This window comes from Modestobacter sp. SYSU DS0290 (assembly GCF_054050955.1).
In genome coordinates, this window is sequence record NZ_JBJHAI010000001.1 from 300,601 (window position 1) to 322,178 (window position 21,578).

Consider the following 21,578-nt stretch of genomic DNA (forward strand, 5'->3'; position numbering starts at 1 on the left):
GTCGGGACGGCGGGGGCGCGCCGGAGGCACCCAGTTGGGCGTGTTGCCCCGCCGCCGTCCAGAATGACTCCCGACATGGCGACTGCAACACAGGCGGCGGCCCGGGCCCCGCAGACGACCAGCCGACCGCTCCGGGCCTGGCAGCAGGCGGCCCTCGGGAAGTACGAGGAGGAGTCCCCCAAGGACTTCCTGGTCACCGCGACCCCGGGCGCGGGGAAGACCACCTTCGCGCTGACCCTGGCCGCCCGGCTGCTGTCCCGCCGCGAGGTGGCCCGGGTGATCGTGGTCTGCCCGACCGACCACCTGCGCCTGCAGTGGGCCGACGCCGCCGACGCGATGGGCATCGCGCTCGACCCCAACCTGACCAACGCGGTCGGCCCGGTGCGCGCCGGCACCCAGGGCTACGTGACCACCTACGCGCAGGTGGCCGGCAAGCCGATGCTGCACGCCGCCCGCGCCACCAGCGTCAAGACGCTGGTGATCCTGGACGAGGTGCACCACGCCGGCGACGGCCTGTCCTGGGGTGAGGCGGTGGAGGAGGCCTACGGGCGTGCCGCGCGCCGGCTGTGCCTGACCGGGACGCCGTTCCGCACCAAGGTCGACGAGCGGATCCCCTTCGTGAAGTACGTGGAGGACGGCTTCGAGGGCCAGGGCGGCCTGATGTCGATGGCCGACTTCACCTACGGCTACAAGGAGGCACTGGCCGACAACGTCGTCCGCCCGGTCGTCTTCGCCGCCTACACCGGCACCTCGCGCTGGCGGAACTCCGCCGGCGAGGTGGTCGCTGCCTCGCTGAGCGAGGCCGGCACCCGCTCGGTGGAGATGCAGGCCTGGCGCACCGCACTGGACCCCAAGGGCCAGTGGGTGCCGCACGTGATCGCCGCGATGGACGACCGGATCACCCACCTCCGCGAGGAAGGCGGGATGCCGGACGCTGCCGGGCTGGTGCTGGCCAGCGACCAGGACGACGCCCGTGAGTACGCCAAGATCGTGCGCCGGGTGACCGGAAAGGCGCCGGAGCTGATCCTCTCCGACGACCCGAAGGCGTCGAAGAAGATCGAGAAGTTCAACAAGGGCGGCGCCCGGATCGCGGTCTGCGTGCGGATGGTCTCCGAGGGCGTCGACGTGCCGCGCGCCGCCGTCCTGGCCTGGATGACCTCCTACCGGACGCCGCTGTTCTTCGCCCAGGCCGTCGGCCGCGTGGTCCGCGCCCGGGCGCCGCACGAGTCGGCCACCGTCTTCCTGCCCGCCGTCCGACCGCTGCTGACCCTGGCCGCCGGCATGGAGGAGCAGCGCAACCACGTCATCCCGCCGCCGAAGACCCAGCCCGACCAGGAGCTGGAGACCCTCGACCTGCCCGAGCGGGAGCCGCGCGAGGGCGCGGCCAAGGAGTGGGAGGCCCTGGAGGCCGACGCCCGCTTCGCGCACGTGCTGCACAGCGGGACGGCGCACACCGGCTCCGGCGGCGTGACCACCGTGGTCGAGCCCGCGGACGAGGAGTTCCTCGGCATCCCCGGGCTGCTCACCCCTGAGCAGACCGCGTCCCTGCTGGCCAAGCGGGACGACGAGCTGCGGCTGCGCGTGGAGGCCGCCCGGCGGCTGTCCGACGACGCCGACAGCTTCATGGTCGTCGAGGACCACCCGGAGGAGGACGAGGCCGGCCGCTCCTGGCGCGACGCCGCCGAGCTGCGCCGGGAGATCAACCGGCTGGTCAACCGGATCGCGGCGAAGACCGGCCAGCCACAGGCGGTGGTGCACACCCAGCTGCGCCAGTCGGTGCCCGGCCCGCCATCGGCATCGGCCTCGGTCGACGTCCTCCGCGCCCGCCGCGAGCGCCTCCGCACCATGCTCTGAGACGCACACCGCGGCCCTGCCGTCGAGGGCTGCTACGTGCCAGCGTCGAGGTGTCTCTGCACCACTCCTTCCAGTTCCCGTTCCGCCTTCTCCACGTCGGGCACGCGCACGAGCAGGAAGGAAGGTGAGAGCTTCACTGCCCCCGGCTCTCCCCGGAGCACCACGCTCAGGCAGGGAAAGGTGGCCCACCTGTTCCACTCCGGCCATCGGTCGCCCCAGACCAGCCGGATCTCCTGGATGTCGGCCCACGGGTAGTCCCGCAGCAGCTTGCCGCCTCGGCGGACGAACAGACCCGAGTCGTCGTGGGAAACGACGACTCGAGCGGGCACGAGCCACCAGATCAGCGCGCGCACGCATGCAGTGGCCACGCACACCGCAGCGACGAGGATGGCGACCTGCAAACCGAGGGTCGACCCGCTGACCCAGGCCACGAAACCGGCCACCAGCACCGCCCCAGCGATGGCGCCGAAGGCCAGAAAGGGCCGCCACACTTCTCGCGTCACGGGTTCGATGATGGGCTCCTCACTTCCCCCGAGCCTCATCTCGCTCGACTGCCGATGCGGTCGATTGCGGCTCCGGCAGCGATCCCGTGCAACTGACTGGATGTCCATGAGGTCGCCCTCCATGCCCGTCCCGGTCGACTGGCCACTGGAAACGGTCGTGTGGATGCTCGCACGGCGGAGACGTGGGCGCGGCGAAAGTCCCTGCTCACTGCGCCGGTGACGCGGCCGCCGCCGACCACTCCCGCCGCGGACCAAGCGGCCTCGCTGACTCGGCCTTGCCGGGCGCACGCCGCCACGTGAACGAGCCAGCGAACCGGTGGCGCACACCCGGCTGCGCCAGTCGGTGCCCGGCCCGCCGTCGGCGTCCGCGTCGGTCGACGTCCTCCGCGCCCGCCGCGAACGTCTGCGGACCATGCTCTGACGGCCGGCTGGACCGGGTCGCGCAACGACCAGGCGTCCGCGCGTGAGGCGTTCACGTTGCTCCGTCAACCAAACAACTGGCTGGTCAACGATGAACTGAGGGCTCCGCGAGTAACGAGAGTGCGTCAGTCCGGCGCCGGCTCCTCTTGCCAGGCATCGAGGGCGTCGTCCCTGGTGACCATCCGACCCCGGCCCAACTCGGTCGCGTAGCGACCGATGTCCCGTCGGCTCGACAGCCATGACAGCGGCACTCCCTGGAGGTCCTCCGGACTGTCCACCGTCCCGCACAGGACGGACCAGTCGTCATCGCTGTGGTGGACGACCACGCGCACGGGCTCTACTCCACGGAGGACCCACACGCTCACCACCACCCGCGCCGGTTCGAACACGTGGTCATGGGGCTCGACCGAGACGTTCACGCTGTCACCCTCCACACCCATCAACCCGCCTACGCTCCGGCGCGCAGGTCCCGAGCCGTGGTGGCTCACCGTCGTGCCGCCGCAGGACGAGGTCAAGCTGCCACTCCCGCACCGCCTCGACGACTCAGATCGTGGGATGTCCTGGGTGCGCCGCCCGCGACCCACCCTGAGCCGCAGGACCAGGGGCGGATCCGGGCCTTCCCCGATGCCGGGCGGCCGCCGGCGCGCGCAGGCTGGTGTCATGACCGAGACAGCCCCCACCGCGACCCCGCAGACCGAGATCCCGCAGTTCCAGGCCCCGCACACCGAGAGCCCGCAGGGCCCCGCCGACCGCCCGCCGCTGCGGCGGAACCGCAGCCGCCTGATGGTCGGTGGCGTGGCCGCCGGCCTGGCCGAGCACACCGGCATCGACGCGCTGCTGTGGCGGATCGGGTTCGTCGCGCTGGTGTTCGCCGGCGGCGCCGGGTTCTGGCTCTACCTGGCCCTGTGGCTGCTCATGCCCACCGCCCCCGCCGGGCCCGACGACCGCACGAACGTGCTGGACGAGTGGGTCGGGCGGCTCCGCCGGGTGGTCGTCCGGCGCTGAGCGAGCCCCTCAGCCGAGCAGGCCGCGGGCGGCGGCGAGGGCCACCGCCTCGGCGCGGCCGGAGGCGCCGAGCTTGGCCAGGATGTTGCTGACGTGCACAGAGGCGGTCTTCTCGCTGATGTAGAGCTCCGCGCCGATCTGCCGGTTCGTCCGCCCCTGCGCGACCAGCGCCAGCACCTCGGTCTCCCGGGGCGTGAAGACGGCGCCGGGCTCGACCGCGCGCACGCCCGGCAGCTCGAGCCGGCTGCGGCGGGCCAGCGCCTCGACCGCCGTCCGCAGCGGCTCGGCGCCCAGCCGCACCGCCACCTCGTGCGCCGCGGCCAGCTCGGCGGCCGCCCCCGCCCGGTCGTCGCCGTCCAGCCGGGCCTCGGCCAGCCGCAGCCGGGAGCGCGCCTGCTCGTACACGTGCCCCAGACCGCCGAACTCCTCGACCGCCCGCCGCCACAGCTCCACCGCGGCTGCACCGCGCACCCGCGCCAGCTCGGCGTCCAGTCGCGTTCGCCATGCCCGCGCCTCGATGCCCACCGGGTACGGCACGTCGGCCGCCGAGCGGCCGATCTCGGCCAGCCCGGCCGCGTCCGCCACCCAGCGGGCCACCGCCGGCTCGTCCCCGGCCCGCCGGGCCGCGGCCGCCGCGTCACCCACTGCCGCCAGCGCGGTGGCGACCAGCCGCACCGACGCGAGCCGCTCCTCACCCCACAGCTCCCGCAGCCGGCGGTCGGCGGAGCGGGCCCGCTCGACCGCCCGCGCCGCGTCGCCGTCCTGACCGGCCAGCTCGATCTCCGCCGCCACCGTGGCCAGCATCAGCAGCACGTGGTTGTCCCAGCGGGCCGCCGGTCCCTGCGCCCAAGTCAGCCGTTCCCTGGCCCCCGGGTCACCCCGGCCGACCAGCACCAGCAGCCCGTCGGCGCGCACGTGCGCGGCCATGTCGGGCACCCGGGCCAGCGCGTCGGCAGCAGCCAGGCTGCCGTCCCAGTCGCCCAGCACGTACCGGGCCAGCACCTCCAGGTGCCGCAGCTCGGCGCCGTAGAACGACCACTCCACGCCCAGCGTCCTGGCCCGGGCCAGCCCCTCGGTGGCGTGGGTGAGGGTCTCGGGCAGCTCACCGGCGTCGTAGGCGGTGATCGCCTGGCTGAACCACACCCGCACCTCCACGTCGGCGTCGCCGGACCGGGCCGCCCGCGCCCGGGCCTCCGCGAACCGGGCCTGCACCGCCGCCCGGTCGCCGGCACCCGGCCCGCGGGCGAGGGAGACGGCGGTGTCGGCCCACGCGCTGTCCAGGCCCAGGGCATCGGCCGCCGCCAGCGCCTCCTCGGCCGCGGCGTCCGCCTCCTCGACCAGGCCCAGGGAGTAGCTGGTGCGGGCGTGCGTGGCCGCTGCCCAGGTGCGCACCGCCGACGGCGGCTGCGCCGGGACCAACGCCATCGCCGCGGCGCTCTCCCGGTGGGCCTCGGCCGCCTCCTCGATCCGGCCCAGCACCTGCGCCAGCGTGTAGTGCACCCGCGCCCGCGCCTCGGGGTCGCCGTCGGACCCGAGCTGCTCCCCGGCCGAGCGCAGCAGCGCCACCGCCCGGTGCAGGTCACCGACCGCCCGGGCCGCCGCCGCGGTGTCCAGCAGCACCGCCTCTTGCGGGGAACCGGTGCGATCGGCGGCGTCGGGCACCGCCGCCCACAACGCGAGCACCGCCTCCAGGTGCTGCAGCTGCTCGGCGGGGGCGCCCACCCGACGGGCAGCGGCCGCTGCGTCCAGCGAGGCGCTCAGGGCACCGGGCAGGTCGTTGCTCTCCCGCAGGTGGTGGGCGCGCTCGGCCGCCGTCCCCGCCTCCGGCCGGGCGGCCAGCTCGGCCGCGACGGCGGCGTGCAGCCGCACCCGCTCACCGGGGAGCAGGTCGGCCAGCACCGCCTCCCGCAGCAGCGCGTGCCGGAACCGGTAGCGGCCGTCGTCGGAGACGACCAGCAGGTGGTGGTGCACCGCCTCGGCCAGCGCGGCCTCCAGCTCGGCCGGCGACTGCCCGCCCACTGCGGCGACCAGCTCGTGCCGCACCGAGCGTCCGGCGACGGCGGCCACCCGCAACGTCCGCTGCGCGGCGGGGCCGAGCTGCTCGACCCGGGCCAGCAGGACGTCGGACAGCCCGCCGGGCAGCGCCTCCCCCGTCAGCCCCGCCGCGACCAGCTCCTCGGCGTAGAAGGCGTTGCCCTCGGCGCGGGCGACGACGTCCTCGACGGTCGCCGCCGGCAGGTCGGCGGCGGCGAGCCGGCGCACCAGGGCCGCCACCTCGGCGTCCGGCAGCGGCTCCAGCGGCAGCCGCTCGACCCCGGGCAGCCGGACCAGCTCGGCCAGCAGCGGGCGCAGCGGGTGCCGGCGGTGCAGGTCGTCGGCGCGGTAGGAGGCGACGACGGCGACCCGCTCGTCGACCAGCCGGGCCAGCAGGTAGCGCAGCAGGTCGCGGCTGGAGCGGTCGGCCCAGTGCAGGTCCTCCAGCACGACCAGCACCGGCCGCTCGGTGGCCAGCTCGCCCAGCAGCGCGGCCACCGACTCGAACAGCTGGAGCCGGCCGTCGTCCTCCGGTGGGCGCAGGGCGCGGTGCGGCGACGGCTGCCCGAGCTCCGCGGCGGCACGTTCGGGCAGCACTCCGCCGCCGAGCAGGCCGGCCAGCACCGGGTGGCGGGCCAGCACCGGCGCCAGCTGCGGGTCGGCGGCCACCGGCCGCAGCAGGTCGACGAAGGGGAGGTAGGGCAGGCCGACGTCGCCCAGGTCGACGCAGTGCCCGGTCAGCACCCGGACGCCGCGCCCGGCCGCCCGGCGGGAGAGCTCGTCGAGCAGCCGGGTCTTGCCGACCCCGGCGTCCCCGGCGACCAGCACCCCGGACGGGCGCCCCCCGGCGGCCGCGTCGACGCGCGCCAGCAGCCGACCGAGCTCCGCCACCCGGCCGACCAGCGGCCCCTCGTCCCAGCGCGGCACGGCGGTGATCGTGGCACGGACCACCGACGCGACGATGTCCGTGCGGTTCAGTGCGCCCGCCGCCGGCGCGTGGTCCACGGGCCACGGCGGCCGCCGCGCGCGGCGGACCTGGCCACCAGCTCGCGGCGCCAGGCCAGCTCGGCCTCCAGGGCGGGGTTGGGGTAGCGCGTCATGACCGTCTCCTCGTGTCGTCCGTGGGTGGACGAGGAGGACGGTCGTCGTGAGGGAGGGCCCCGGGCATCGGGCGATCGGGCAGTTCCGCGGCACCCGGCTCCCTGAGGCCCCTCAGGCTCGCGGCCGAGGGGCCTCAGCGGGGGTCACTGCACGGTGTAGGAGGCGTCCGCGGAGACGTCGCCGTCCGCGTCGTCGGTGTCCGGGATGCGCTGGTCGATCGTGGGGTCGAACTCGCCGTCCTCGTCGGTGTCGCCGTAGAGGACCGCCTGCAGGTCGGTGTCCTCGGTCAGCGCCGGGTCCAGCGGGACCTCGACGTCGGTCGCCTCGCCGGCCTCCACCGCGGTCGAGCCGAGCGCCTCACCCACGGCCTCGTCGTCCCCGTCGTCGACGAGGATCGCGACGAACCCGTCGACGGTTAGCGCGACCCGGGCGACGGTGACCGAGCTGCCGTCCCCGGACTGGTCCTCGAACTCCACCTCCGAGATCAGGGCGCCCGATGCCCGGCCGGTCTCCGTCGGTGCGGCGGAGTCGGACCCGCCCTCGTCGGCGAACGTGGTGCCGACGGCGGGGGTGGGCTCCGCCTCGGGGTCCGCACCGCAGGCGGTCAGAGCGAGGACGGCGGCAGCGGGCAGGGCGAGCAGCGCAGGTCGTCTCATGCCCTCTGACTGCCCATTCCCGGCGCCGGCCCACACACCGGGATCGGCGCGCGCGGCAGGACCCGGATGGGGAAGACTGCCAGGCACCGGGCGGTTGTCCGGGAGAGCTTGGTGCACCCCCGCCGTCGTGGGCAGCATCCCCACCGGGCCGGTCCCTGACGGACGCGGCCGGACGACGTGTGTGAGAGGACGACAGTGCCCGAGAACGGCGCGAACGACCTGACCCCGACCGTGTTCGTGCTCTACGGCGCGACCGGTGACCTGGCCCGCCGGATGGTGCTGCCGGCGTTCTTCCAGTTGGCGCAGCACGGCCTGCTCCCCGACGAGTGGCGCCTGATCGGCAGCGGCCGCGGCGAGCGCACCGACGAGGAGTTCGTCGACCACGTCCGCGACTCGCTGACCGAGTTCGGCCCCTCCCCCGACGAGGGTCCGTGGGAGGAGTTCTCGTCCCGGCTGCGCTTCGCCGGCGGCGGGTTCACCGAGGACGACCCCGGCCAGCTGCTCGACGTCGTCGCCAAGGCCCGCGCCGAGATCGGCGAGGACGCCCAGGTCGTCCACTACCTGTCGCTGCCGCCGAAGGCGTTCACCGGCTACACGAAGGCGATCGGCGCGCACGGGCTGGCCGAGGGCGCCCGGGTGGTCTACGAGAAGCCGTTCGGCGACTCCCCGGAGGGCTTCCGGGAGCTGGACGACGTCGTGCACTCGGTCCTCGACGAGGAGCAGGTCTTCCGGATCGACCACTTCCTGGGCAAGGAGGGCACCCAGGACCTGCACGCCCTCCGGTTCGCCAACGGGCTGTTCGAGCACGTCTGGAGCCGCGAGCACGTCGCCCAGGTGCAGATCGACGTCCCCGAGGACCTCGACGTCGCCGACCGCGCCGACTTCTACGACGCCACCGGCGCGACCCTGGACATGCTGGTGACCCACCTGTTCCAGGTCGCCGCCGAGGTCGCGATGGAGCCGCCGGTCAGCTTCTCGGCCGACGACATCCTCGCCGCCCGCGAGTCGGTGCTGTCGAAGTTCCGGCCGCTGGCCCCCGAGGACGTCGTCCTCGGGCAGTTCGACGGCTACCGCGAGCTGGACGGCGTCCCGGACGACAGCGACACCGACACGTTCGTCGCCGCCCGGCTCTGCATCGACTCCGGCCGCTGGCGCGGGGTGCCGTTCCTGCTGCGCACCGGCAAGCGGCTGGCCGCCAAGCAGCAGCGGGTCAGCCTGATCCTGCACCGCCCGAAGGGGCCGGTGGACGACGTGCCGGCCAACGGCAACGTGGTCTCCCTGTCGCTGGCCGGCGCCGGCTCGGTGGACATCGACGTCATGGCCAAGAGGCCGGGGCCGGACCTGGCGATGGCCCCGGCGCGGGTCTCGCTGGACCTGTCGAAGATCCCCGGCGGTGAGCCGCTGCCGCCCTACGTCTCGCTGATCCACGACGTGCTGGTCGGTGACCGGTCGCTGTTCACCACCAGCGAGGGGCTGGCCCAGACCTGGCGGGCGCTGCAGCCGGTCCTCGACGCACGGCCCGAGGTGCACTCCTACGCACCCGGCTCCTGGGGCCCTTCGGCGGCCAACGCGCTGGCCGGCGAACACGGCTGGCTGCTCGGCCAGACCGAGTAGCAGGACCCCCGCCTGAACGCGGAACGGCCCCCGACCGTGTGGTCGGGGGCCGTTCTGCGTCGGGGTCCGGACCGGACGCTGGTCGCCTCGCGGCGTTTTGCACATCTGAGGCTCCAGACCCCCGACCGAGGTCGGAGCGGTAGTCCCCAGCGGCAGTTATCAAGTGGAGCCCGGGGACACAGGTCGCCCGGCCCGGACGTCCACCACCGTACCCGCGCCCCCGACCCCCATGCGCGTGGCGATCACCTCAGTTGAGGCCGCGCGCGTCCTGCTTCAGCGCGGTGTCCACGGTCAGCGCGCTGGCCAGCACCAGGCTCGCCAGCGGGTCGGGCAGCCGCTGGTGCACCTGGACGACGTAGTCGTCGGCGGTGGTGAACAGCGTGCGGGCCAGGCCCTCCCAGGTCTTGGTGATCCGGGCGACCTCGGTGCCGGCGGCGTCGGTGACCGCGAAGTCCCAGGCCCGCCAGTTCTCCGCCTGGATCGCGCCCACCAGCCGGTCGGCCACCACCAGGTCGAACCGGATGTGCCCGAGGACGTTCGCCTGGAGCACCTCGCCGACCGGCGCGCCGTCGGGCCGGGAGACCAGCAGCCGCGACCGCATCAGCTTCGCCGGGCGGGTGAGCAGCAGCACCGGACCGGCGGCGTCACGCACCTCGAGGGTGTGGGTGAGGAACTGGTCCCAGCGCGACAGCAGCCGGAACGCCTTCCGCAGGCTGCTCTGCCCGACCTGCGTGACGGCGCCGACCTGCTGGCCGCCGCCGTCGAGCAGCGCGTACTCGTTGGTGAGTTCGACCAGCTTGGCGCGCTGCTGGACGACCAGCACCGGCTGCTCCAGCAGCACCGACCGCGGGTGCCCGGGCTGGGCGTGGGTCGTCCAGGCACCGCCGTCCCACCAGCGCAGGCCGCCACCCCCGGCCGGGTCGGGGTACCAGCCCGGCGGCGGAGGAGGTGGCTGCGTCACGCCCGCACGCTAGCCAGCGCGGGTGCCAGACTCGGGGACGTGGCGGGCATCGGGTTCGACGAGTGGGCGGCGCTGGCCGGGGACTCCCCGACCTCGCGCACCGAGTGGGCCGCCGTCGTCGGCGCCTGGGGCGAGCCACACCGCAGCTACCACGACCTCGCCCACCTGGTCGCCGTCCTGGGGGTGGTCGGCCAGCTTGCCGGGCACGCGGACGACCCGGCCGCCGTCCGGCTGGCCGCCTGGTACCACGACGTCGCCTACGACCCCACCCGCACCGACAACGAGGAGGTCAGCGCCGCACGGGCCCGGATCGGCCTGCTCGGGCTGGTGCCGGAGGCGACCGTCGCAGAGGTCGAGCGGCTGGTGCTGCTGACCGCCGGCCACGACCCGGCCGAGGACGACGCGAACGGCGCCGTGCTGTGCGACGCCGACCTCGCCGTGCTCGCCAGCCCGCCGGGGTCCTACGCCGCCTACGCCTCCGCGGTGCGCGCGGAGTACGGCCACCTCTCCGACGCCGAGTTCACCGCCGGGCGGATCGCGGTGCTCGAGCAGCTGCTGGAGCTGCCCACGCTCTACCGGCTGCCCGAGGTGGCGGCCGACTGGGAGCCCCGCGCGCGGGCCAACCTGACCGCCGAGCTCACCCTGCTGCGCGCGCGTTCTTCCTGACCCGCAACCCGGCCGCCAGCAGCCGGGACAGCAGCTCCCGGCAGCTCACCGGCTCGGCGCCGGCCGCGACCGCCCGGGCGTACAGCTCCTCCGGGACGTCGTAGTGGTCGCCCTGGAACGCCCGGCGCGGGATGTCCAGGTGCGCGGCGACGAAGGCGTGCAGTTCGTCGTAGCCGGTGTCGCTGACCAGGTGCGACCAGCGCCGCCCGCGCCACGGCCAGACGGGGGTGTCGATGAGCAGCGCCACCGGCACAGTCTGCCCCGGCTACGGTCAGTGCGTGACTGAGGAGATCCGTTGGGGAGTCGTCGGGCCGGGCCGCATCGCGGAGAAGGTGGTCGAGGACTTCGCCGTCGTCGACGGGGCGCGCGCGGTCGCGGTCGCCTCCCGGTCGCTGGACCGGGCGCAGGACTTCGCCCGCCGGCACGGGCTGGAGCGCGCGCACGGCTCGTACGCGGAGATCCTCGCCGACCCGGACGTCGACGTCCTGTACGTCGCCACCCCGCACCCGCAGCACCACGCGGTGGCCCTCGGTGCGATCCAGGCGGGCAAGGCGCTGCTGGTGGAGAAGGCGTTCACCGCCACCCTCGCCGGCGCCCGCGAGGTGGTCGACGCCGCCCGCGCCGCAGAGGTGTTCGTCATGGAGGCGATGTGGACCCGCTTCCAGCCGGCCGTCGTCCGGATGCGGGAGCTGATCGCCGACGGCGCGATCGGTGAGGTGCGCTCGGTGCAGGCCGACCTCGGGGTGGCCCGCGAGTTCGACCCCGCCGACCGGCTGTTCGCCCGCGAGCTCGGCGGCGGCGCGCTGCTCGACCTCGGCGTCTACGTCGTCTCCTTCGCCCAGCACCTGCTCGGCGCGCCGGACACCGTGGCCGCCACCGGCTCGACGTTCGCCACCGGCGTGGACGCCGAGGCCTCCCTGCTGCTCGGGTACGCCGACGGCCGCTCGGCGACGCTGACCACCTCGCTGCGCAACGCGCTGCCCGGGCAGGCCCGGGTCTTCGGGACGGCGGGCTGGATCGACGTGCTCCCCCGCTTCCACCACCCGCAGACGATCGTGCTGCACCGCGCCGACGCCGACCCGGAGGAGATCACCCTCCCCCAGACCGGCAGCGGCTACAGCCACGAGCTGGCCGAGGTCACCGGGTGCCTGCAGGCGGGCCGCGCCGAGAGCGCCGTCATGCCGCTGGCCGACACGCTCGCGGTGATGGACGTGCTGGAGCAGGCCGCCGGTCAGCTCGGGGTGGCCTTCGCCGAGGACCGCGCCGTCCTCTGACGCGGCGGCGGCGGGGGCGGCCAGGCCGCGCCGCTCGCCTGGTCCATGGTGGGGACCCGGGTGTGCGCGCCCCCGCCGGCCCGGACGGCCTCGGCGAAGGTGACCGCGTCCCGGGTCGCCGCGCCGCCGGGGTCGTTGTTGAAGTACACCAGGACGTCGTCCCCGCCGTAGGTCTCCTGCAGCCGCTGCGCCCACGCCTGCAGCGTCTCCGGCCGGTAGTCCCAGCCCTCGGCTCCGGTGTGCAGGCGCAGGTAGCCCCACTCGGCGGTCCGCCACAGCGGGGTGATCGGCTGCTCGCCCCGGTCGGCCCAGCACAGCGCCGCCCCGTACCGCTCCAGCAGGCCGCGGACCTCGTCGGTCCACCAGCTCTCGTGCCGCGGCTCGACGGCGACCCGGGTGCCGGCGGGGAACTGGCCCAGGCACTCGTTGAGCAGGTCGACGTCGGCCTGGAGGGTGGGCGGCAGCTGCAGCAGGACGGCGTCCAGCCGGTCCCCCAGCCCGGCGACCCGGTCCATCAGCCGCGCCACCGGCTCGGCGGGCTCGCGCAGCCGCTTGAGGTGGGTGAGGAACCGGCTGGCCTTGACCGCCCAGCGGTAGTCCGGCGGGGTGCGCTCCCGCCAGCGCTCGAACGTCTGGCGCTCGGGCAGCCGGTAGAAGGCGTTGTTGCTCTCGACGGTGGCGAAGTGCTCCGCGTGGTGCTCCAGCCACAGCCGCTGGGCGAGCTTCGGCGGGTAGAAGCGCCCGCGCCAGTCGCGGTACTGCCACCCCGACGTCCCGATGATCACCGTCACCCGAGCCGCCTACCCTGCCCGCGCTCCGCCCATCCGCCGGTGTCCCCGACGGGGTGGCGGTCGCTGACCTGCCGTGCCGAGCGACTCCCCTGCCCGGCTCCTGGGCCGCCGCCTCGACACCCGCGGCCACCAGGCGCCGGCCGACCGGTGCCGTGCGGAGCCGACCACCGCGAGCCGCGAGTCGATACGAAACGACTCGTTACCCATTGTTGACGTGCTGTGACCTTCCATACACTCCGCGCCACCTTCGTGACGCCACGGGAGTTGTCATGGACCTGCAGGTTCTGCGCTCGTTCGTCTCTGTCGCCGACACCCGCTCCATCAGCCAGACCGCCCAGCAACTGCACTTCTGCCCGTCCACCATCAGCCACCACATCCGCCAGCTCGAAGCGGCCCTGCACGCCACGTTGCTGCGGCGGGACCCCCTCCCGGTGACCCTGACCCCCATGGGCCTGGTCCTGCTCCCCTACGCCCGGGCGATCGTCGGTCTGCTCGACGAGGTCGGCGGCCCGCCGCTCCTGCCCGGAACCGACCCAGAGGAGTCCCGTGAGCACCGTCGCCGAGGCACCCCACCGCCCCCTCCTGCTGCTGGACACCGTCCGCAAGACCTACGCGACCGAGGGTGGCGAGGTGCGCGCCCTGGCCGGGGTGACGCTGCGCGTCGACCCAGGTGAGTACGTCGCCGTCGTGGGGCCCAGCGGGTCGGGCAAGTCCACCCTGCTCGCGGTCGTCGCCGGGCTGGTCGAGCCCGACCCCGGGTCACGGATCGAGGTGTGCGGCCGGTCCTGGACCGACACCACCGGCCGGACCCGGAGCCTGCACCGCCGCCGTTCGCTGGGCTTCGTCCACCAGGGTCTGAACCTGGTCAGCTTCCTCAGCGTCGCCGAGAACGTGATGCTGCCGCTGCTGCTGGAGGGCCGCCGCCCCGCCGCCGCGCGCCACGACGCCGACCAAGGGCTGGGCCGGTTCGCCCTGGTCGACCTCGGCCCCCGGATGCCGGCCCACCTCTCGGGGGGGCAGCAGCAGCGGGTGGCCGTGGCCCGCGCGCTCGTCGCCCGTCAGCCGCTGCTGCTCGCCGACGAGCCCACGGGCGCCCTGGACACGACCAGCAGCCGCCAGGTGTTCGCGACCATCGCCGAGCACGCCCGTGGGGGTGGCGGCGCCCTGGTCGTCTCCCACGACCCGCTGGTCACCGAGTACGCCAGCCGGGTCATCACGGTGCACGACGGCGTGCTGAGCGAGGCCTGACGTGCTGGCGTGCTGGTGGCTGGTCACCCGGCGCCTGGTCCGGCACCGGGCCAGGTTGCTGCTGGTCCTCTCGCTGGCGATCAGCGTCCCCACCGGCGTCGCCGTCCTCGGCGCCGTCGTGTCCGCGAGCGCGGCGCCGGCGCCCGGTGAGCTCAACGCCCGGCTGCTGAGCGGGTCCGCCGCCCGGGTGCAGGCCGACGACCCGGCGGGCGCCGAGCGGGTGATCGCGGCCGCCCGGGCACACGGGGTCACACCTGTGCGGGAGTTCCTGAGCACCCCCGTCGTGTTGACGGGGCCCAGCGCCGCGGTCTCGGTCCAGCTGCAGGTCGGCGCGCAGCTGCCCGCCGAGCCGGGTGCCCGGCTGCAGCTGCTGGCCGGCGACTGGCCGACCACCGCCGGCGACGCGTGCCTCACCGAGCCGGCGGCCGCCGTCGCCGACATCGGCGTCGGGGACCTGGTGGACAGCCGGGCGGGCCGGCTGAGGGTCACGTGCGTGGTGCGGGACCGCACCGAGTTCGGCAGCCGTGCCGCGCTCGCGCTCGGTGCGATCGACGCCGCCCGACCGGAGACCGAGGACGCCCGCCGCGCGACGCATCACCTGCTGTTCGCGGGTGACGACGGGACCGGGCAGCAGCCGCTGCTGGAGTTCTCCGACGACCTTGCCCATCAGGGCTGGACCGTGCTGCTCGCCGGCGGCAACGCCGACACCGTCCGGGCCGACGACGGGGAGGCGCTGTCGCTCCTCCGGACGCTCAGCTGGATCCTCCTGCCAGTGGTCGTCCTGACATCGGTGCTGGTGCTCGTCCAGGCCGTGCGCCGGTCGCAGCGGGATCTCCACCTGCTCCGACTGGTGGGCTGGACGCCCCGGCTCAGCGCGCTGCTCGCCGGGGCACTGGTGCTTCTCCCGGTGTCCGCCGCCCTCCTCGCCGGCGGGGGGCTGGGGCTGGTCGGCGCGGTGGTCAGCCGCGACACCTGGCAGCGGCTGCTGGGCGCCCAGTGGTACGCGGTCCGCGCCGACCCCGCCGTGCTGGCTGCGCTCGCGGTGGTCGTGATCGTCGTCCCGGTGCTGGTGACGGCGACCTGGGCGGGCCGCTCGATGGACACCCGCCCGGCCGCGACGACCCCGGTGAGCGGGACGCTCCACCGATTGCTGCGGCCCGTCGCGATCGGGGCCGTGCTCACCACGGCGGCGATCGTGGTGACCGGGCAGTGGACCTTCCTGCTCCTGGCCGCCGTCCTCGCAGCCCCAGCGGTCGTGCCCCCGCTCGCGAGGCTCGGCCGGAGGGTGCCGCGGCCGGTCGGCGCACCCGGCCGTGGATCGGTGGCCGGGTTGCTGCGCCGCGGCCACTCCACCCACTCCCCGGGCACGGTCCTCGGCACCGCCCTGCTCGTCGCCGCCGTGCTCGCCTTCCCGACCACCGCCGTCCTGATGATCGGCGGCATCGAGGGTGAGACCCGCACGGGCACCTCGCTGGTGCCGCGACCGAGCTCGGCGGTCTACGTCGGGCACGCGCCGCTCACCGCCACCGACGCCCGGAGCGCCGCCGACGCGGTGGGTGCCCGGCTCTCCTCCTGGCAGTCGCTGGCCATCGTGCAGCCGGCACCGGACGGCGCGGAGGTGCTCACCTCGCCGGCGGTCCCGGCGCTGGCCCGCACCGTCTGCACCGGTACCACTGCCGACGACCGGTGCGAGCGGGTGCTGCGCGGGGTGGGCGTCGCCGATCCGGTGGCCCTCGAGTCACTGCTGGGCCGGCGGCTCTCCGCAGCCGAGCAGCGGAGCTACGCCGCCGGGCAGGCGATGGTGCTGGACGCTGGCCTGATCAGCGATGGAGCGATCCCGCTGATCCCCGCCGGGGACCTCTTCGTCTCCTCCGGGACGATCACGTCGTTCCCGGCGGAGTCGGCGGCCTTCGGCCCCGGCACGTCCCCGACCTCGTCGCTGCCGGCCGTGTTCGTCGCTCCCACCGCGCTGACCGGGTCCGGGAACGGGCCGGAGGCGGGGCTGACGTTGGTCGCCGCCGACACCAGCTACCTGTTCGAGCTGCAGGGACCGGTGACCTCCGCCCAGGAGCGCGAGCTGCGCCGGACGATCGTCAGCAGGGTCGAGGTCAGCGGCGACGACGAGTTCCTGCTCACCCGCCTGGACGCTGCCCGGATCAGCGTGCTGCGCCAGGTGCTCGACCGCTTCCCCCTCGCGACCCTGGTGCTCGCGACCGCGCTGGGCGCCCTCGCCTGCTCGATGCTCGCCCGGGACGCGGCCCGCGACCGGAGCGTCCTGGCCGCCCTCGGGGTGACCGGGTCGACGACGGCCGCCTGGTTCGGCTCCACCCTGGCGTCGGCCAGCGCGCTGGGGGTGGCAGCCGCCGCAGCGGTGTCCTTCCCCGCCGCCTGGGTCCTGGTGCGCATGGAGGTCCACCACGGGCTGCCGGGATCGGCTCCCCTCTCGGTCTCGTTCCTGCTCCTGGTGCCGGTGGTCATGGCCGGCGTCGGATGGCTGTGGGGACGACGCAGCGCAGGCGTCGGCGAGGGTGGGGTCACGGCCCTGGACACCGGCGACACCTGACCGACCCCCGCCGAGGTCATCTCGGGGCACCGCCGACACCCCGCGCGGGGACGGCTCCGGACGCCGGGGAGCACCGGCGCCGGGCGAACGCCGACAGGGGCGGCCCCGCCGAAGCGGGACCGCCCCTGCCGGGCAGTGCTGGTGGTGCAGGTGACGCGATGGAACGGCTACGTCGCAGGGACCCGCGGCGCGCGGAGCGCGTCGTGGGGGGCGACGTGGTCCTTCGTCAGAAGTCCATGCCGCCCATGCCGCCGTCGCCACCCGGCATGGCCGGAGCGGACTTCTCCGGCTTGTCGGCGATGACGGCCTCGGTGGTGAGGAAGAGCGCCGCGATGGAGGCGGCGTTCTGCAGCGCCGACCGGGTCACCTTGGCCGGGTCGATGATGCCGGCGGCGATCAGGTCCACGTACTCGCCGGTGGCGGCGTTGAGGCCGTGCCCGGTCTCGGAGTTGCGGACCTTCTCCGCCACGACGCCACCCTCGAGGCCGGCGTTGACGGCGATCTGCTTCAGCGGGGCCTCGAGCGCGACGCGCACGATGTTGGCACCGGTGGCCTCGTCACCCTCGAGGTCGAGCTTCTCGAACGCGACGGCGGTGGCCTGCGCCAGGGCGACGCCACCACCGGCGACGATGCCCTCCTCGACGGCGGCCTTGGCGTTGCGCACCGCGTCCTCGATGCGGTGCTTGCGCTCCTTGAGCTCGACCTCGGTCGCGGCGCCGGCCTTGATGACGGCGACGCCACCGGCCAGCTTGGCCAGGCGCTCCTGCAGCTTCTCGCGGTCGTAGTCGGAGTCCGACTTCTCGATCTCGGCGCGGATCTGGTTGACCCGACCCTGGATCTGGTCGGCGTCGCCGGAGCCCTCGATGATCGTCGTCTCGTCCTTGGTGGTGACGACGCGACGGGCGCGGCCCAGCAGGGAGATGTCGGCGTTGTCGAGCTTGAGGCCGACCTCCTCGCTGATGACCTGGCCACCGGTGAGGATGGCGATGTCGGCGAGCATGGCCTTGCGCCGGTCACCGAAGCCGGGGGCCTTGACGGCGACCGACTTGAAGGTGCCGCGGATCTTGTTGACCACCAGGGTCGCCAGGGCCTCGCCCTCGACGTCCTCGGCGATGATCGCCAGCGGCTTGCCGGACTGCATGACCTTCTCCAGCAGCGGGAGCAGGTCCTTGACCGAGGAGATCTTGCCGTTGACGACCAGGATGTACGGGTCGTCGAGCACGGTCTCCATGCGGTCGGTGTCGGTGACGAAGTACGCCGACAGGTGCCCCTTGTCGAAGCGCATGCCCTCGGTGAGCTCGAGCTCCAGGCCGAAGGTGTTGCTCTCCTCGACGGTGATGACACCTTCCTTGCCGACCTTGTCCATCGCCTCGGCGATGAGCTCACCGATGGCGGTGTCGGCGGCGGAGATCGAGGCGGTGGCCGCGATCTGCTCCTTGGTCTCGACGTCCTTGGCGGTCGAGAGGAGGTACTCGGAGACCGAGGCGACGGCCTTCTCGATGCCCTTCTTCAGGGCCATCGGGTTGGCGCCGGCGGCCACGTTGCGCAGCCCCTCGCGGACGAGGGCCTGGGCGAGCACGGTGGCGGTGGTGGTGCCGTCACCCGCGACGTCGTCGGTCTTCTTCGCGACCTCCTTGACCAGCTCGGCCCCGATCTTCTCCCACGGGTCCTCGAGCTCGATCTCCTTCGCGATGCTGACACCGTCGTTGGTGATCGTGGGGGCGCCCCACTTCTTCTCCAGCACGACGTTCCGGCCACGGGGGCCGAGGGTCACCTTGACGGCGTCGGCGAGGGTGTTCATCCCTCGCTCGAGGCCGCGGCGCGCCTCTTCGTTGAACGCGATCATCTTGGCCATGTGGTGATGTCCTCCGAGCGAATCGCTGCAGGGTCCGGTCCGGTGCCCGCGACGGACGACACCAGCACGTGGACGCTCCTACGGCCCACCGCCGGTGCCTCACCGTTCCCGACCTGGTTGGCACTCGACAGGCGTGAGTGCCAATCAGGAGTCTGGCACTCGACCTGTGCGAGTGCAAGAACAGGGTCGGCGGAGAACTCTTCCGGGGATCCTCCCGGGCACCCCCCCGAACGCAGCGAGGCCCGGCCCCCGACGGGGACCGGGCCTCGTGTGCCGGGTGGATCAGACGCTCTGGACCGCGTCGGCCTGCGGACCCTTCTCACCCTGGACGACCTCGAAGGAGACCCGCTGGCCCTCCTCGAGGCTCTTGTAGCCGTCCATCTGGATCGCCGAGTAGTGGACGAAGACGTCCTGGCCGCCGTCGACGGCGATGAAGCCGAAGCCCTTCTCGGCGTTGAACCACTTCACGGTGCCCTGTGCCACGTGTGCTCCCACGTTCGTGCGTGCGGTCAACTCCCCCTGCGTCCGGGGGGTCGGGTCTCGCTCTTCCGCCCGTCGAACACGAACGTGGAACTCGAACCGCGCGGAACGGTACAGGACAGAAGCACGCAGGTCACCGGTCAGTTGCACCCGTGCCGGCCAGGTGTGGTAACGCTTCTGTGACGGTCGGCCTCAGGAGATGAGGCCGGCCTCCCGGAGCGACGTCAGCGACGGCGTGACGCGGTGCGTGGGGCCGACGACGGGGGCGAGCGGGTCCAGCGTCTTGAGCCCCTCGCCGGTGTTGAGCACGACGGTCTCCTTCGCCGGGTCCAGCCGGCCGTTCTCGACCAGCTGGCGCAGCACCGCCGTCGTCACCCCGCCCGCGGTCTCGGCGAAGACCCCCGTGGTGCGGGCCAGGTCGCGGATGCCCTGCACGATCTCCGCGTCACCGACCCGGCCGACCGACCCGCCGGTGCGCCGGATGGCGTCCAGCGCGTAGGGGCCGTCGGCGGGGTTGCCGATGTTCAGCGACTTGGCGATGCCGGTGGGCTTCACCGGCTTCACGACGTCCCAGCCGTTGTCGAAGGCGGTGGCGATCGGGTCGCACCCGGCGGACTGGGCGCCGAAGACGGTCCACTCGGTGTCCGCGACGATCCCGGCGGCCACCAGCTCCCGCCAGGCCTTGTCGACCTTGGTCAGCAGCGAGCCGGACGCCATCGGGATGACCACCTGGGCCGGGATCCGCCAGCCGAGCTGCTCGGCGATCTCGTAGCCCATCGTCTTGGAGCCCTCGGCGTAGTACGGCCGGACGTTCTGGTTGACGAAGGCGGCGTCCTCGAACTCGTCGGTCTCGGCGAGCTCGCTGGTCAGCCGGTTGACGTCGTCGTAGGAGCCGTCGACGGCGACCAGCGCCTGCCCGTAGACCGCCGACTGGACGATCTTGCCCGGCTCCAGGTCGCTGGGGACGAAGACGAAGGAGGGCCAGCCGTTGCGGGCGGCGTGCGCGGCCACCGAGTTGGCCAGGTTGCCGGTCGAGGCGCAGGCGATCTTGGTGTAGCCGAAGCCCTTGGCCGCGGTGGCGGCGAGGCTCACCACCCGGTCCTTGAACGAGTGGGTGGGGTTGGCCGAGTCGTCCTTCACCCACAGCCCACCGGTGAGGCCGAGCTCGGCGGCCAGCCGGTCGGCGCGGACCAGCGGCGTCATCCCCGGGTCGAGGGTGACGCGGGACGCCGGGTCCTGGCCCACCGGCAGCAGCGCCGCGTAGCGCCAGATGTTCTGCGGGCCGGCCTCGATCTGCTCGCGGGTGACCCCGGCGAGCAGCTCCTTGTCATAGTCGACCTCGAGCGGGCCGAAGCACTCGGCGCAGGCGTGCTCGGCGATCAGCCCGAAGGTGGCGCCGCAGTTGCGGCAGACCAGGCCCTTGGCCGGGTTGGGGGCGATCTGCCCACCCGCCGACGAGTCCGCCTGGAGAGAACCGGGAGCGGTCAGTGTCATGCGACGACTACCTCCTCATCTTCCCCGCGTCGGGCCGTCGAGCCGCGCGGGACGGAATTGGCACCTCCTCGTCGCACGAGTGCGGCGAGCGGTTGCCGGGGCTTCGTCGGGCCGTGTCCCTCTGCCCCTCTGGATGAGTGGAACGCACCGGACTCTACCCGGGCGGCGGCGGGGCCGGTGCGACCGACAAGATGACCGGGTGTCCGCACGCATCGTCTACACCGACCTGGACGGCACGATGGTCGGCCCGCGGGGGTCGTTCTGGCACACCGCCGGCCGGGACCTGACCGACTCCCCCGCCGCCGCCCTGCTGGAGCTGCACCGGGCCGGGGTGGCGCTGGTGCTCGTCTCCGGCCGCACCTCCGCCCAGCTGCTGGAGGCCGCGCGGATCTTCGCCGCCGACGGCGCGATCGCCGAGCTGGGCTCGCTGGTCAGCTGGGGCGGTGGCGGGGAGAGCCACCTGCTCGCCGGGGAGCTGCCGGAGCGGTACGCCGGCCGGACGCCGATGGACGTGCTCGCCGAGCTGGGCGTGGTCGACGCGCTGCTCGCCGAGCACCCCGGCCGGCTGGAGTGGCACGAGCCCTGGCACACCACCCACTCCGCCGACGCCCTGCTGCGCGGCCGGGTCGACACCGCCGCCGTCGACGGCTGGCTGGCCGAGCGCGGCTGGGGCTGGCTGACCATGAACGACAACGGCGCCGTCCCCGCGGCACCGCGGATGCGGCTGGACGAGGCCGCCCTGCCGCCGCACGTCTACCACCTGATGCCGCGCGGCATCTCCAAGGGCGCGGCCATCACCTGGGACCTGGCCCGGCGCGGCCTGACCGCCGACGACGCGGTGGCGATCGGCGACAGCGTCAGCGACCTGGAGATGGCCCCCGCCGTCGGCCGGCTGTGGATCACCGCCAACGGGGCCGCCGTCGACGGGATGACCGAACGGCTGGCCGCCCTGCCCAACGTCTCGGTCACCGACGCCGCGATGGGCGAGGGCTGGGCCCAGGCGGTGCGCGCCTCGCTCTGATCGCGCGGAGTTCGACCAGGTTCCCTGATCACTTCCGG

19 protein-coding genes, 1 pseudogene and 1 riboswitch are annotated in these 21,578 nt (G+C 74.1%); of the genes and pseudogenes, 9 read left to right on the plus strand and 11 right to left on the minus strand.

The annotated features are described in order from the left end of the window. The first annotated feature begins 75 nt into the window (after positions 1 to 75). Positions 76 to 1,854, plus strand: coding sequence for a DEAD/DEAH box helicase (locus ACI795_RS01495; protein ID WP_457073319.1), 1,779 nt, complete (start codon positions 76 to 78; stop codon positions 1,852 to 1,854). 32 nt (positions 1,855 to 1,886) lie between these two features. Here the strand turns inward: ACI795_RS01495 and ACI795_RS01500 are convergent, their stop codons facing one another. Together ACI795_RS01500 and ACI795_RS01505 are read right to left on the minus strand one after the other, a co-directional pair. After that, positions 1,887 to 2,357 (minus strand): hypothetical protein, encoded by a 471-nt coding sequence (locus tag ACI795_RS01500; RefSeq protein ID WP_457073321.1) that lies wholly within the window; start codon positions 2,355 to 2,357, stop codon positions 1,887 to 1,889. Positions 2,358 to 2,902: 545 nt separating this feature from the next. Next, complete coding sequence (locus ACI795_RS01505) at positions 2,903 to 3,196, minus strand: hypothetical protein (RefSeq protein ID WP_457073323.1); 294 nt, start codon at positions 3,194 to 3,196, stop codon at positions 2,903 to 2,905. Between the two features lie 241 nt (positions 3,197 to 3,437). Here ACI795_RS01505 and ACI795_RS01510 point away from each other — a divergent pair, with 241 nt between their 5' ends. Then, on the plus strand, positions 3,438 to 3,782 hold the full coding sequence (locus tag ACI795_RS01510) for a PspC domain-containing protein (RefSeq protein WP_457073325.1): 345 nt from the start codon (positions 3,438 to 3,440) through the stop codon (positions 3,780 to 3,782). 9 nt (positions 3,783 to 3,791) lie between these two features. On the opposite strand, the gene ACI795_RS01515 is transcribed toward ACI795_RS01510, so the two are convergent. From ACI795_RS01515 to ACI795_RS01525, 3 genes are all read right to left on the minus strand, one after another. Beyond that, positions 3,792 to 6,767 (minus strand): helix-turn-helix transcriptional regulator, encoded by a 2,976-nt coding sequence (locus ACI795_RS01515; protein WP_457073326.1) that lies wholly within the window; start codon positions 6,765 to 6,767, stop codon positions 3,792 to 3,794. A gap of 23 nt (positions 6,768 to 6,790) precedes the next feature. Beyond that, positions 6,791 to 6,916 carry a hypothetical protein gene (locus ACI795_RS01520; protein ID WP_457073327.1) on the minus strand — a complete coding sequence of 42 codons (126 nt, stop codon included), beginning with the start codon at positions 6,914 to 6,916 and terminating at the stop codon, positions 6,791 to 6,793. Between the two features lie 144 nt (positions 6,917 to 7,060). Beyond that, a complete protein-coding gene (locus ACI795_RS01525) occupies positions 7,061 to 7,573 on the minus strand; it encodes a DUF7282 domain-containing protein (RefSeq protein WP_457073328.1) in 513 nt (170 codons plus the stop codon). Between the two features lie 195 nt (positions 7,574 to 7,768). Here ACI795_RS01525 and ACI795_RS01530 point away from each other — a divergent pair, with 195 nt between their 5' ends. Then, entirely contained in the window at positions 7,769 to 9,187 is a 1,419-nt protein-coding gene (locus ACI795_RS01530; protein WP_457073330.1) for a glucose-6-phosphate dehydrogenase, read from the plus strand. Between the two features lie 247 nt (positions 9,188 to 9,434). Here the strand turns inward: ACI795_RS01530 and ACI795_RS01535 are convergent, their stop codons facing one another. Further along, a complete protein-coding gene (locus ACI795_RS01535) occupies positions 9,435 to 10,148 on the minus strand; it encodes a phospholipid scramblase-related protein (protein ID WP_457073331.1) in 714 nt (237 codons plus the stop codon). Between the two features lie 39 nt (positions 10,149 to 10,187). On the opposite strand from ACI795_RS01535, the gene ACI795_RS01540 reads away from it, so the two are divergent. Further along, positions 10,188 to 10,814 carry an HD domain-containing protein gene (locus ACI795_RS01540; protein WP_457073332.1) on the plus strand — a complete coding sequence of 209 codons (627 nt, stop codon included), beginning with the start codon at positions 10,188 to 10,190 and terminating at the stop codon, positions 10,812 to 10,814. On the opposite strand, the gene ACI795_RS01545 is transcribed toward ACI795_RS01540, so the two are convergent. Continuing rightward, positions 10,786 to 11,061, minus strand: a complete 276-nt coding sequence (locus ACI795_RS01545; RefSeq protein ID WP_457073333.1) for a DUF4031 domain-containing protein — start codon at positions 11,059 to 11,061, stop codon at positions 10,786 to 10,788. The genes ACI795_RS01540 and ACI795_RS01545 overlap by 29 nt on opposite strands. Positions 11,062 to 11,092: 31 nt before the next feature. Between ACI795_RS01545 and ACI795_RS01550 the strand changes: the two genes are divergently transcribed. Next, positions 11,093 to 12,088: a Gfo/Idh/MocA family protein gene (locus tag ACI795_RS01550; RefSeq protein ID WP_457073336.1), complete on the plus strand. Its 996-nt coding sequence runs from the start codon at positions 11,093 to 11,095 to the stop codon at positions 12,086 to 12,088. Here the strand turns inward: ACI795_RS01550 and ACI795_RS01555 are convergent. Further along, the gene (locus ACI795_RS01555) at positions 12,046 to 12,879 is read right to left on the minus strand and encodes a DUF72 domain-containing protein (protein ID WP_457073337.1); all 834 of its coding nucleotides are present in this window, start codon (positions 12,877 to 12,879) and stop codon (positions 12,046 to 12,048) included. The two genes, ACI795_RS01550 and ACI795_RS01555, sit on opposite strands and share 43 nt — an antisense overlap. A 269-nt stretch (positions 12,880 to 13,148) precedes the next feature. On the opposite strand from ACI795_RS01555, the pseudogene ACI795_RS01560 reads away from it, so the two are divergent. The 3 genes and pseudogenes from ACI795_RS01560 to ACI795_RS01570 form a co-directional block, all read left to right on the plus strand. Continuing rightward, positions 13,149 to 13,319, plus strand: a pseudogene (locus ACI795_RS01560) (helix-turn-helix domain-containing protein); the annotation flags it as partial. A gap of 106 nt (positions 13,320 to 13,425) precedes the next feature. After that, positions 13,426 to 14,127: an ABC transporter ATP-binding protein gene (locus tag ACI795_RS01565; protein WP_457073339.1), complete on the plus strand. Its 702-nt coding sequence runs from the start codon at positions 13,426 to 13,428 to the stop codon at positions 14,125 to 14,127. A gap of 1 nt (position 14,128) precedes the next feature. Further along, positions 14,129 to 16,690, plus strand: a complete 2,562-nt coding sequence (locus ACI795_RS01570) for a hypothetical protein (RefSeq protein WP_457073341.1) — start codon at positions 14,129 to 14,131, stop codon at positions 16,688 to 16,690. 226 nt (positions 16,691 to 16,916) lie between these two features. Here ACI795_RS01570 and groL read toward each other — a convergent pair whose 3' ends face one another. The 3 genes from groL to thrC form a co-directional block, all read right to left on the minus strand. Continuing rightward, positions 16,917 to 18,545, minus strand: coding sequence for a chaperonin GroEL (groL, locus tag ACI795_RS01575; protein WP_457073342.1), 1,629 nt, complete (start codon positions 18,543 to 18,545; stop codon positions 16,917 to 16,919). 282 nt (positions 18,546 to 18,827) lie between these two features. Further along, positions 18,828 to 19,028 (minus strand): cold-shock protein, encoded by a 201-nt coding sequence (locus ACI795_RS01580; protein ID WP_138733867.1) that lies wholly within the window; start codon positions 19,026 to 19,028, stop codon positions 18,828 to 18,830. A 189-nt stretch (positions 19,029 to 19,217) separates the two neighbouring features. Then, on the minus strand, positions 19,218 to 20,519 hold the full coding sequence (gene thrC, locus ACI795_RS01585; RefSeq protein WP_457073345.1) for a threonine synthase: 1,302 nt from the start codon (positions 20,517 to 20,519) through the stop codon (positions 19,218 to 19,220). Between the two features lie 12 nt (positions 20,520 to 20,531). Next, positions 20,532 to 20,659, minus strand: a riboswitch (SAM riboswitch). Positions 20,660 to 20,718: 59 nt separating this feature from the next. Here thrC and ACI795_RS01590 point away from each other — a divergent pair. Then, positions 20,719 to 21,540 carry an HAD hydrolase family protein gene (locus tag ACI795_RS01590; protein ID WP_457073347.1) on the plus strand — a complete coding sequence of 274 codons (822 nt, stop codon included), beginning with the start codon at positions 20,719 to 20,721 and terminating at the stop codon, positions 21,538 to 21,540. Positions 21,541 to 21,578: the final 38 nt, after the last annotated feature.

Coding starts and splice junctions, on each gene's coding strand:
- ACI795_RS01495 (WP_457073319.1), top strand. CDS start 76: ATGGCGACTGCAACACAGGCGGCGGCCCGGGCCCCGCAGACGACCAGC.
- ACI795_RS01510 (WP_457073325.1), top strand. CDS start 3,438: ATGACCGAGACAGCCCCCACCGCGACCCCGCAGACCGAGATCCCGCAG.
- ACI795_RS01520 (WP_457073327.1), bottom strand. CDS start 6,916: ATGACGCGCTACCCCAACCCCGCCCTGGAGGCCGAGCTGGCCTGGCGC.
- ACI795_RS01525 (WP_457073328.1), bottom strand. CDS start 7,573: ATGAGACGACCTGCGCTGCTCGCCCTGCCCGCTGCCGCCGTCCTCGCT.
- groL (WP_457073342.1), bottom strand. CDS start 18,545: ATGGCCAAGATGATCGCGTTCAACGAAGAGGCGCGCCGCGGCCTCGAG.
- thrC (WP_457073345.1), bottom strand. CDS start 20,519: ATGACACTGACCGCTCCCGGTTCTCTCCAGGCGGACTCGTCGGCGGGT.